The organism is Streptomyces sp. NPDC088725, from assembly GCF_044751305.1.
Classification (GTDB): domain Bacteria; phylum Actinomycetota; class Actinomycetes; order Streptomycetales; family Streptomycetaceae; genus Streptomyces.
The window spans coordinates 420,613-431,640 of record NZ_JBIVLO010000006.1; the positions used below are offsets into that span (position 1 = coordinate 420,613).

The 11,028-nt window shown below is 70.2% G+C and carries 8 protein-coding genes, 1 pseudogene and 1 riboswitch; of the genes and pseudogenes, 5 read left to right on the forward strand and 4 right to left on the reverse strand.

Going from position 1 to position 11,028, the window contains the following annotated elements; genetic code table 11:
• Positions 1-40 precede the first annotated feature (40 nt).
• The 3 genes and pseudogenes from murJ to ACIP6N_RS18265 form a co-directional block, all read right to left on the reverse strand.
• Positions 41-1,729, reverse strand: coding sequence for a murein biosynthesis integral membrane protein MurJ (gene murJ, locus ACIP6N_RS18255; protein WP_401816746.1), 1,689 nt, complete (start codon positions 1,727-1,729; stop codon positions 41-43).
• A gap of 150 nt (positions 1,730-1,879) precedes the next feature.
• Positions 1,880-4,901, reverse strand: a pseudogene (locus ACIP6N_RS18260) (Tn3 family transposase).
• 120 nt (positions 4,902-5,021) lie between these two features.
• Entirely contained in the window at positions 5,022-5,207 is a 186-nt protein-coding gene (locus tag ACIP6N_RS18265) for a hypothetical protein (protein WP_401816747.1), read from the reverse strand.
• Positions 5,208-5,753: 546 nt separating this feature from the next.
• On the opposite strand from ACIP6N_RS18265, the gene ACIP6N_RS18270 reads away from it, so the two are divergent.
• From ACIP6N_RS18270 to ACIP6N_RS18280, 3 genes are all read left to right on the forward strand, one after another.
• Positions 5,754-5,900 carry a hypothetical protein gene (locus ACIP6N_RS18270; RefSeq protein WP_401816749.1) on the forward strand — a complete coding sequence of 49 codons (147 nt, stop codon included), beginning with the start codon at positions 5,754-5,756 and terminating at the stop codon, positions 5,898-5,900.
• Positions 5,901-6,068: 168 nt separating this feature from the next.
• On the forward strand, positions 6,069-6,356 hold the full coding sequence (locus ACIP6N_RS18275) for a hypothetical protein (RefSeq protein ID WP_401816750.1): 288 nt from the start codon (positions 6,069-6,071) through the stop codon (positions 6,354-6,356).
• Positions 6,357-6,542: 186 nt separating this feature from the next.
• A complete protein-coding gene (locus tag ACIP6N_RS18280; protein ID WP_401816751.1) occupies positions 6,543-6,995 on the forward strand; it encodes an acyl-CoA thioesterase in 453 nt (150 codons plus the stop codon).
• Here the strand turns inward: ACIP6N_RS18280 and ACIP6N_RS18285 are convergent.
• A complete protein-coding gene (locus ACIP6N_RS18285; RefSeq protein ID WP_401816752.1) occupies positions 6,955-8,172 on the reverse strand; it encodes an MFS transporter in 1,218 nt (405 codons plus the stop codon). The two genes, ACIP6N_RS18280 and ACIP6N_RS18285, sit on opposite strands and share 41 nt — an antisense overlap.
• 175 nt (positions 8,173-8,347) lie before the next feature.
• Here ACIP6N_RS18285 and ACIP6N_RS18290 point away from each other — a divergent pair, with 175 nt between their 5' ends.
• Together ACIP6N_RS18290 and ribD are read left to right on the forward strand one after the other, a co-directional pair.
• The gene (locus ACIP6N_RS18290) at positions 8,348-9,535 is read left to right on the forward strand and encodes an ROK family transcriptional regulator (RefSeq protein WP_401816753.1); all 1,188 of its coding nucleotides are present in this window, start codon (positions 8,348-8,350) and stop codon (positions 9,533-9,535) included.
• Between the two features lie 113 nt (positions 9,536-9,648).
• Positions 9,649-9,779: riboswitch (FMN riboswitch) on the forward strand.
• A 142-nt stretch (positions 9,780-9,921) separates the two neighbouring features.
• Positions 9,922-11,028: a bifunctional diaminohydroxyphosphoribosylaminopyrimidine deaminase/5-amino-6-(5-phosphoribosylamino)uracil reductase RibD gene (gene ribD, locus ACIP6N_RS18295; protein ID WP_401816755.1), complete on the forward strand. Its 1,107-nt coding sequence runs from the start codon at positions 9,922-9,924 to the stop codon at positions 11,026-11,028.

Below are 11,028 nucleotides of genomic sequence, written 5' to 3' on the forward strand. Positions count from 1 at the left end.
CCAGCACCCTTGCCGCGGGTGCTCAGCCGAGACCGTGCGCTCACCCCAGGCCCGGCAGGCCCCGCAGCTCACTGACCTTCAAGATTCGTGCGAGCAGCACGAACACCAGGCACATGGTGAGGCCGCCCGCAGCGAGGCCCAGCGCCGGTGCCCAGGTCGTCGAGGTGACGGTGTTGGAGCATGCGCGGGCCACGAACCAGCCGAGCGTTCCCGCCGCGAGGGCAGAGGCTGTCAGCTTGCCGTACGTGCGGCACAGTCGCTTGCCGTCCAGCCGGCCTTCGAGGCGTCGTCGCAACAGCAGCGCGGTGATGAGCAGGCCGATAGCGTACGAGGCGGCGTAGGCGGCGGCCAGGCCGGTGACGGCCCACCGCGGGGGCAGCAGCAGATGACAGGCGGTGGCCAGGGCTATGTTTGCGGTACTGATCCACACGGCCATCCAGAACGGGGTCCGGGTGTCCTCGAAGGCGTAGAAGCCGCGCAGCAGCATGTACTGCGCCGAGAAGGGGATCAGGCCGAATCCGAAGGCCTGGAGCATCTGGCCCAGCGGCACGATGGATGCCGGGTGGGCCGCTCCGTGGGCGAAGATCACCTGTGCCATCTGCGGGCCGAGGGCGACGAAGAAGAAGGCGGCGGGAACGATGACGACGCCGCTGATCCGCAGGGCTCGGGAGAGGTCGCCGCGCATGTCGTCCAGGCGGTGTTCGGCGACGGCCTGGCTCATTCGCGGCAGCAGGGCGGTGACCAGCGAGACGGTGATGACCGACTGCGGCAGCGACCAGATGGTCTGCGCGTAGGTGTAGGCGGAAAAGCCCACGCCGCCTTTGGGCAGTGCCGTGTCCGCGGCGGAGGCGTAGCGGGTCACCACCGTGCTGGCGACGAGGTTGGTGAGGACGAACAGCAAGGTCCAGCGGGCCGCGCTGATGCTCTTGCCCAGTCCGGTGCCACGCCAGTCGAAACGTGGGCGGAAGCGGAAGCCGGCGGCTCTGGCGAAGGGGATCAGGGCAAGAGCCTGGATCGCCAGGGCGAGTGTGGTGCCCGCGCCGAGCAGCGTGACCTGGGTCTGGGTGATGTCCTGGACGGAGTCCGGGACGGTCATCATGCCGAGGTATACGCCGAACATGGAGATCAGGACGACGTTGTTGAGGACAGGTGTCCACATCATCGCGCCGAACTTGTTCCGGGCGTTGAGCACTTGGCCCAGGATGCTGAACAGTCCGTAGAAGAAGATCTGCGGGAGCAGGAACCGCGCGAAGACCACCGTCAGCTGAAACGCTTCGTGGTTGGCCGGTGAATCGCTCTGATAGAGGCTGATGATCTGCGGCGCCGCCCAGACGGCCAGCAGCGTACCGATTCCCAGCACGGACATCGTGAGGGTGACCAGACGCTGCTCGAAGGCCCGTCCGCCATCCGGCTGCTCCATCCTGGCCCTCACCAGCTGCGGAACCAGTACGGAGTTCAGCGCGCCGCCGATGAGCAGGAAGTACAGGCTCGCCGGCACCACGTTGGCCTGGTTGTACGTCGTAGCGAGGAGTCCCGTCCCGAGTGCCCCGGCCTGTAGGATTGTTCTCAGCAGGCCCGTTGCACGGGACACCACCGTCCCTGCTGCCATCAGCATGGACGAGCGCATCAGCCCGCCCTTGGCCGCGCCGGACTTCGTAGCGGCGTGCCGCCCTCGCTTCTGCTTCCCGGGTAACCGCGTTCTCGCCGCGCCCGGTGTCCCCTCCACCATGTGCCTAATCTACGGCGTAGACATCATCATCATGGGCACTGCCCCGGGTTCTCAGGTCGGCCCGCAGTCCCCAGTCGATGCATCGCGGCGAATGGAAACTCCGGGCCGTTCGGTCATGCCGTACGCAGGCGCGTCAGGCCGGGAAGGTCCTCACTGCTCGCTGGCATCCGGATCGCGTAGGGGCCGCAGTCCGCCGGGCAGGTCAGGAAGCTGGAAGGAGTACCGGCCCAGCATGTTGATGTGCTGCCGTACAAACGGCGAGAGGCGGGCCAGGTCCTCGTCGCGGACGTCGAAGCCGTCTGCGCGCAGCTGGTTCACTGCGGCGTCCATGTACCGCGTGTTGAAGAGGACGACGGCGTTGAGGACCAGGCCGAGGGCGCCGATCTGGTCCTCCATGCCGTCCTGGTAGCGCTGGTAGAGCTGCCCGGAGCGGCCGTGGAAGATCTTCCGGGCGAGGGCGTGGCGGCCCTCCTGGAGGTTGGCCTGCGCCTTGATCTGACGGCGGTAGCCGGGCTCGTCGGCCAGGCGCAGGATGTGCAGGGACTTGGCGATCCGTCCGTAGTGCGCGATCGCGTCGCCCAGAGGGGTCGGACGTCCGTCCCGCGACAGCATCCGGATCACGTCGTACGCGCGAACGGCGCCGGTGTGGATCGAGCCGATGATCCGCAGGATGTCCTCCCACTGCCGCTCGATCCGGGCCAGGTCGACCCGGCCTCGCGCCGCTTCCTGGAAGGCGCCGTAGTCGGCGGTGCGGTCGATGCGCCACATCTTCTGGTCCGGCAGGTCAGCCAGCTGCGGCGCGTACGCGAACCCGGCCAGGGTGAGGAGCCCAAAGACGATGTCGCTGTACGAGGCGGTGTCCGTGACGATCGTCTCCGGGCGCTTGCCGCCGTCCCGGTCGTAGAGGACATCGAGCACGTACAGGGAGTCGCGTGGGGTGCCGGCGACCACCTTCCCGCCAAGCCCCGCCGCCTGGTCGTTAATCATGTTCAGCCAGGTGGCGCCGCCTCGGCGCCCGAAGTACTTGGGGTTGGGGCGGGCGTAGACCGAGGGGACGGGAACAACAAACCGCATGCCGTCCACGGAGGCGACCAGCCCGCCGCCCCACACCTGCGCAAGGCCGATGGACGCCTGGTGCTCGATGAGGGTGGCGTTCGCAGCCCGGTAGGTGGCCAGACGCAGATACGTCTGGTCGACATGCGACAACCTGCCGTACTTCAGCTCGTCGATCCCGCCGATGACCGGCGTGTACCCGACGTTGCAGCCGTGCGCGACCAGCAGCCCGGCAACCGTCACGTGCAGGTCCTTGAGCCGCGCCTCACCGCCGGTGATCGAAGTGAACGCCTGGTCGGCGCCGGTCCACGAGAACACCTCCAGCAACACCTCCGGCAGGTCGACGCGAGGCAGCATCGCCTCCACCGCCTTCCGCAGGTCCAGGAGGGAGGCGGGTTCGGGCGTCGTCAAACACGATCTGCGAGTTCGCCGGCACCCGCCCGGCGACCTCCCGGTACGTGCCGTCCAGCAGCGCGGCCCGCGCCGCCAGATGCTCACCCGCCTCGCCGGGCAGGTTCAGGGAAGCCAGCACGGTCGGGCGGACCTGCTCCCACGCCTCACCGTCCAGCAGCTTCGCCCGCGGGTCACCCCACTTCGAGGAGTTCTTCGCGAACACCTCACGCCGGCGCAGCAGCCGATGGAACGACTCCAGCACGCAGAACACGTACGCCTTCCAGTCCACCGTGCCCGCCTCCAGGTGCGGCGCACTCAGCACCAGCCGGCGCCACGAGCCCACCAGCAGCGACGTGTCGATCTCGTCGGGTCCGACCTTCTTGCGCCCCATCAGGTCCGGCAGCGACTTCAGCGCCTTGAGGACCGGCAGGCCCTCCGGGGTGGCACCGAAGTCGACGACCTGGACCAGGAGAGCCAGGAACGGCCGCACGGTGGGGAACCGGGTGACCAGCATCGACCGCCATGCCTCGTCCGCGTCCGAGTCGATCGGCGGCGCCAGCTCGAACAACGCGGCGATCGCGGCGGCCAGCTCCTCGCGCGGCACCACCTCCTCGATCCGCTCCCACATCGCCGTCAGCGTCGCCACCTCCGGCGGGCTGATCACCCCCGTATCGGTGTCGACCTGCTCGCTCGTGGTGTCGAACACGACCCGGAACGCGGTCGCCAGCCTGATCCCGGCCCGCTCCATCCTCGGCAGCGTCTTCAGCTTCTGCTTCGCCGTCTCCCGCTCCGCCCGCGCCAGCAGCCTCGTCGCGATCAGCACCTCCAGCAGGTCCAGCGCGTCGTCGACCGCCCTGCTCGTCAGATAGACCGCAGTGGCCAGCAGGGTGGCCAGGCGCCGGGAATCGCCGTGGCGCCGCAGTAGGGACGCCTTGCCGTCCACGCCGTACCGCGACAGCTCTGCCAGCCGCCGCGGCGGTATCCCGGACACGTCCAGCTCACCCATACCGAACGCGTCGATCTCCGCCGCCCGCTCAAGCGCCCACTTCATCTGCGGCCCGGAGATCCGCACCGGACCGCGCCGCAGCCGGTCCAGCTCCGACACCCGCGCGCCGGGCGGAACGGTCAGCAGAGAGTCGAGCACCGCCCGCTGACCGGTGCTCAGCAGCCCGTAAAGGCTGTCCCACAGCCGCTGGTTCGCCGCCTCCCGCCCCGAGGCCACCAGCCGGGCGAGCGTCGTGACGCCGGGCAGGAGCACCCGCCGCTCACGCAGCCACCCCACCGCCGCGTCGAACAGAGCCTTCGGGCCCTCCCCGGTCGTCCACGCCCGCGCGTCCACCCACACCCGCAACTCGGCTTCTGCCTCGGCGAACTCCGTGTACTCCAGCAGTTCGCGCAGCTCCCACACGTGCTCGAACGGGGTCTTCCACCGCTGCTCGCCGTACGCCTTCAGCACCGAAGAGTCCTCGATGCCCAGCTGCTCGGCGAGGTAGTCGACGACTTCGGCCGGCACGTCGGTCGGGTCGTCCAAGAACACCCCGAGATACCGCGCGGTCGTCAGCTGTACCGCGAAGCCCAGCCGGTTGTGGGACCGACGCTTCGCCTCCACCAACTCCCGGTCCGCGTCGTCCAGGAAGAAGAACCGCTCCAACTCCGTACGGGACGGCGCCCCGTCGAACGCCGCGTACGCGGCGGCTTGTGCATCCGTCAGAAACTCGACCGGCACCCCGGACCTCCACAGTCAATGATCAACACGACTGTCGAAGGTTCCGCCCCCACAGAAGACCAGGTCAAAGCGCTCTCAGGCACGCGACGGGCTTAGCGCCAGTTTTCGTTCCGATGTTCCTCAACCCCCTAGTGCGTCGCAGTCCGCACATTCCTCGGCGTGCTCCATGACGGCGGTGTACGCGGCGGTGTGCTCGGGCGTCATCTCCGGGTACACGGTCGCGACGTGACCGAACGGCGAGAGGTCCGCGTCGCTCCAGTGCTGCTCCACCGGGCACGCGGTCATGTTCGTCGGAGCATTCGACACGGGCTGGGAGGGGCACGAGTCCGCGACGTACAGAGTGATGGAGACGCCTCACGGCCCTCTGTTCCGAGGTTTTCGCCGGATGTTCGAGGCGACCCTCGATACTGCTGAACGCACGGTCTGACGAGAAAAGGGGAACTGCCCTTGATCGAGGCGGAGTTGAAGGTGTGCGTGCGTGCATGCGCCCGAAGCTGTGACGCGAAAGCTGGAAGAACTGGCCACCGCGCGGGTCGAGGTGTACCAGGATGCCTACTACGACGGGCCGGACGGATCTCTCGAAAAGAGAGACCAAGAGCTACGCGTGCGCACGGTGCACACGGCACCCGGACCTTGCTCACCTTCAAGGAGGCGAAGGTTGATGAGGAGTCCGGTTCGAAGCCCGAGCACGAGACCGAGGTCATCGACGCCGAGGCGGCGCACTGATCGTCAAGGGCCTGGGCTACGTGCCCGTCATCGCGTTCGAAAAGCGCTGCCGGAACTACAGCTTCGAGGCCAGTGGTCGGCAGATGCTCGCCACACTCGTCCGCGTCCGACGGCACTTTCATCGAGGTGGAGACGATCGTAGACGAAGACGACGTACAGCCGGCCCTTGCCGACGTTCGTACCGCGCTTCAATCGCTGGGCATCGAGCCTGAGGATCTGACCCGGCAACGCTACACGGAGGCGGTCATTGCACGGCGCGCCCGCCTCGGCTGACCGCGACCACGAGACAGGGACTCTGCGCCATGCGAGCAGGCGGATTTCGGTCGCGACGACAACGGCGAGTCACTCCTTCGTTTGTCACGGCTTTCCGCGCAAGTGCCGCAATCTCACAGGGGATTCAAAACCCTCAATCCGAATGAGCGGCACCAATAGGCTGGGTGCATGACCGACGACACCCCGATCGCCCGTATTGAGCAGCACCTCGCCGCAGCTTCCGCCGCCATCACCGGCGAACTGGCGGCCGTATCCGACCCCATAGAGCGCCAGGACATCGCTCGCGAGGTGGGCGAGACGCTCCTCCCCAGGCTCGGGCACGACGTCAAGTCGGCCCGTGCGGCGGCGGTCGCCGAACTGAAGACGGGCCGGACGCTCGCGCAGGTCGGCCAACTCCTCGGCGGTCTGTCCGTCGCCCGGGTCGACCAGATACTTAAAGTCGGCAAAAAGAAGTGACACGCTTCCGCCCGGTCCGAAGGACAGGGGGAGAGGCGCACTCACTGGCTGGTGAGCGACCGGGCGGAGCGTCGCCGGAAGGACTCCTGAGCAGCCGCTTAGGGCAGCCGCCTAGACTGGAGTGACACCCGCACGCGCGATCATTCATCGCGCACGCGTTCGTCCCGCAGCTCAGGAGTCCTGCCCGTGACCGCCGACGCACCGCACGCGCTCCACTACGGCGCTCTCGTCCCCGCCGTCGTCCACTTCGACGATCTCGACGCGCTCGGCCTGCTCCACAACGGCCGTTATCCGGTGATGGCCGAGCGTGCCTGGACCGCCTACTGGGAGGAACGCGGCTTCGCCTACACCGGCGACTGGGCCGAGGCGGGCGACGCCTGCAACGCCGTCAAGGAGCTGAGCGTCAGCTACGAGCGGCCCGTCACCCGCACCGGCCCCTACGCCGTCCACCTCTGGCTGGAGCGCCTCGGCCGTACCGGGCTCACGTACGGGTTCCGCTTCTGCTCCGCGGACGGCGCCGGGACGTACGCCCGCGGCAGCCGCGTCCTCGTACGCGTCGATGCCGCCACGCTGCGGCCCGCCGCGTGGAGCGAGCCGTTCAGGGCTTTGGCTCAGGAGTTGCTGAGGCCGGAGCACTGACCTGCGGGGTCGTCCGCCGGTCGCCCGCGCGCAGGACCCCGGCGCCGACCACCAGGCCGCAGGCCAGCAGCGTCACCAGGCCGAAGGACACCGTCAGCGAGGTGGCGTCCGCGATCCCGCCGATCGCGGAGGGCGCGACCAGCCCCGAGGTGTACGTGATGGTGGCGACGCCCGCGATGGCCTGGCTCGGATTGGGCCCGCTGCGCCCCGCCGCCGCGAAGGCCAGCGGCACGACGACCGCGACTCCGAGTCCGATGCAGGCGAAGCCGCCCAGGGCGGCAGCCGGGTTCGGCGCCACCACCACGAGCAGGCCGCCCACCGTGGCGAGCCCGCCGCCCAGCCGTACGGTCCGTACCGCGCCGAACCGGTCCACGACCTTGTCGCCCACCATGCGCGTGATGGCCATCGTCAGCGTGAAGGCCGTGGTCGACGCGGCGGCGAGACCGGGTGAAGTCCCCAGGATGTCCCGGAGATAGACCGCCGACCAGTCCAGGCTGGCGCCCTCCGCGAAGACCGCGCAGAACCCGACCAGGCCGATGATCAGCGCGGACTTCGGCGGCAGCGTGAAGCGCGGCGGCGGCTCCGCCTCGGGTTCGCTGCGCACGTCGAGGATGCCCTGACAGGCGATCAGGCCGAGGACCGTGAGGACCGCGGCGGCGAGCGCGTGATGCAGCCGCGCGTCGCTGCCCAGATGCGCGGCCAGCGCGCCGGAGGCGGACCCGATCAGGGCGCCCGCGCTCCACATGCCGTGCAGGCCGGACATGATCGACTTGTCGAGGCGGTTCTCGACCTCCACGCCGTTGGAGTTCATCACCACGTCCGACATGCCGGCCGTGGCGCCGAAGGCGAACAGGGCGACGCACAGCGTGATCAGATTCGGCGCGAGGGAGGGCAGCGTCAGTGCGAGTGTCCACAGGGCGAGCAGTCCGCGCAGCGCGTTGCGGGCGCCGAAACGGTGGCTGACGGAGCCCGCCACCGGCATCGCGATCACGGAACCTATCGCGGGGAACGCGAGCGCGAGCCCGAGCTGGCCGGCGCTGACGCCCGCGTGATCCTGGATCCAGGGGACCCGGGTGGCGAAGTTGCCGCTGACCGCGCCATGTACACAGAAGACGAGCGCCACGGCGATCCTGGCCCGTCGCAAGCGCTGTTTGTCGAAGTCGACGTCAGCAGACATCCGCCGCATCCCCCTTGAGAGTCCCGGTCCCACGCACTCTTCCGCGGCGCGCCGAAGCAAATTATCAGGAACCCTGCCTGATAAAAAGTGCACTCATCAGTAGCACCGTCCGGCCGTGACATACGTGAGGTCTGGGCGGTCTGAGAGGTCTGAGAGGTCTGGGAGGATCCCCGGCATGGCAGCATCCCCGAGAACCGCCCGAGCCATCAACGACCGGCTCGCCCTGCGGCTGCTCCAGCAGGAAGGGCCGCTGACGGCAGGACAGTTGAAGACGCTCACGGGACTCTCCCGCCCCACCGTCGCCGACCTGGTCGAACGGCTGCGCGGGGCCGGACTCGTCCATGTGGTCGGGCAGACGAGCGACCGCCGCCGCGGTCCCAGCGCCCGGGTGTACGGGATCGTCGCCGACCGGGCCCATCTCGCCGCCCTCGACGTGCGGACCCACAGCGTCTCCGTCGTCGTGGCCGATCTGCTCGGCGTCACCCTCGCGGAGGCCGTCCTGCCGATCGGCAGCGACACCGCCACCGAGGCCGCCGTCGAACAGGCCGCCGCCCTGCTGGAACGCACGGCGCGCGAAGGCGGCGCGGTACGCCTGCACAGCGTCGGCATCGGCGCGCCCGGACTCGTCGCTCCCGGTACCGGCGAACTCCGCCCCACCACAGGGCTGCCCGCCTGGCACCGCAGACTCGTCGCCGCCCTCCAGGAACGCCTGCCCGCCACCGTCCTCGTGGAGAACGAGACCAACCTCGCCGCCCTCGCTGAGCAGCGTCTCGGCGCCGCCCGCGGCCAGGACACCTTCGTCCTGCTCTGGCTCGGCCACGGCGTGGGCGCGGCGGTCGTGCTCGACGGCAGACTCCGCCGCGGCATCTCGGGCGGCGCCGGCGAGATCGGCTTCCTGCCCGTGCCCGGCACCTCCCGGCTGCCCTCCGCGACCGACTGCGACGGCGGTTTCCACAGCCTCGCCTCCTCGGCCGCGATCTGCGAACTCGCCGAGCGGTACGGGCTCTCGGCCACCCCCGCGCCCCAGGAGCCACCCGCCGCCGCGTACGTACGCGCCGCGCCGGACGCGGGCGAGGCGGGCGCAGCGTTCCTCGACATCCTCGCCGACCGGCTCGCCGTCGGCGCCGCCGCCGCGACCGCGCTCCTCGATCCCGGCAGGGTCGTCCTTTCGGGCGAGATCGGGCACGCGGGAGGCGACGGACTCGCCGCGCGCGTGGAACGCCGTCTCGCTGTCCTGTCACCGCTGCGCACCGAGGTCAGGGCCAGTTCGCTGGGCGGCGCCGCGGTGCTGCGCGGAGCGCTGCTGACCGCGCGGGACGCCGCGCAGGACGAGCTGTTCGCGCCCGCGCCCCTCACTCTGTGACCGGGCCGGTGACCGGCTCGCGAGCGGTCGCGGCGCCGCCCCTGTGAGCCAGTCCACAACACTCACCCGCATGGCCGCCGGGCGGACGTGGCAGACTGGTCGGGTACCAGAAGCAGCGCACTCCGGGGTCGGTGTAATTCCGAGCCGGCGGTTATAGTCCGCGACCCGTCCGCATCCAGTGGACGGTTGATCAGGTGAGATTCCTGAACCGACGGTGAAAGTCCGGATGGGAGGCAGTGCGCGGCGGGCCATGCAGGGTACGCCGCTGTGGGCGGAGCGTCTTCGGACGGTGCCGCCGACCGCTCTCGGCGTCCCGCGTGTGTTCCCGCTTCTCTGTCGTCATCGACAGGCCCCGGAGTCCGTGCCCGAAGAGGCAGGAGAACCCGGTGGCCACCCCCGCCGACACGGACGCCATGGGCCGAGCCGTCACGCTCGCCGCCCGCGCCCTCGGCGCCACAAGCCCCAATCCGGTCGTCGGATGCGTGATCCTCGACGCCTCGGGACAGGTCGCGGGCGAGGGATTCCACCAGCGCGCCGGCGGCCCGCACGCCGAGATCCACGCCCTGCGCGCGGCGGGCGACCGCGCCCGTGGCGGCACGGCGTACGTCACGCTCGAACCCTGCAACCACACCGGCAGGACGGGCCCCTGCGCCCAGGCGCTCATCGAGGCCGGCGTCACCAGGGTCGTCTTCGCCGTCGGCGACCCCGACCAGCAGGCCACCGGCGGCGCCGCCACACTGCGCGCGGCCGGGATCACGGTCGAGCAGGGCCTCCTCGCGGACGAGGCGGAAGCCGGCAACGCCGCCTGGCTCACCTCCGTACGCCGGGGCCGCCCGTACGTCCTGTGGAAGTACGCGGCCACCCTCGACGGCCGGATCGCCGCCGCCGACACCACCAGCCGCTGGATCACCTCCGCCGGGGCCCGCGCCGACGTCCACCGGCTGCGCGCCGGGGCCGACGCGGTCGTGGTCGGCTCCGGGACGGCCCGTGCGGACGACCCGCATCTCGCCGTACGCGGCGTCGAGGGCGCCGTCCAGCCCCTGCGGGTGGTCGTGGACACCGAGGCCACCGCCGTACGGCCGGGCGCCCGGGTCCTGGACGGCGCCGCGCCCACCCTGATCGCGGTCGCCGAGGACGCGGACACCGGAGAGCTGACCGCCGCCGGGCACGCCGACCGTGTCGTACGACTGCCCCGGGCCGCGCGCGGCCTCGACATCCCCGCTCTGCTGGACGCCCTGTACGCACGCGGCGTCCGCTCCGTACTCCTCGAAGGCGGTCCGGCGCTGGCCGGTTCCTTCATCGCCGCGGGAGCGGTCGACAAGGTCGTCGGCTACCTCGCGCCCGTCCTGCTCGGCGCGGGCCCCGCGGCCCTCGGCGACGCCGGAATCTCCACGATCGCGGACGCGTTGCGGCTCCATGTCACCGACGTCGTCCCGATCGGCCCCGATCTGCGCATCACCGCCACACCCGTACCTGCCACGAAGGAGCACTGA

Bases quoted from the DNA above. Each gene is read 5' to 3' on its own strand.
- ACIP6N_RS18290 (WP_401816753.1), top strand. From the start codon at position 8,348: ATGGCAGCATCCCCGAGAACCGCCCGAGCCATCAACGACCGGCTCGCC.
- murJ (WP_401816746.1), bottom strand. From the start codon at position 1,729: ATGGTGGAGGGGACACCGGGCGCGGCGAGAACGCGGTTACCCGGGAAG.
- ACIP6N_RS18275 (WP_401816750.1), top strand. From the start codon at position 6,069: ATGACCGACGACACCCCGATCGCCCGTATTGAGCAGCACCTCGCCGCA.
- ACIP6N_RS18285 (WP_401816752.1), bottom strand. From the start codon at position 8,172: ATGTCTGCTGACGTCGACTTCGACAAACAGCGCTTGCGACGGGCCAGG.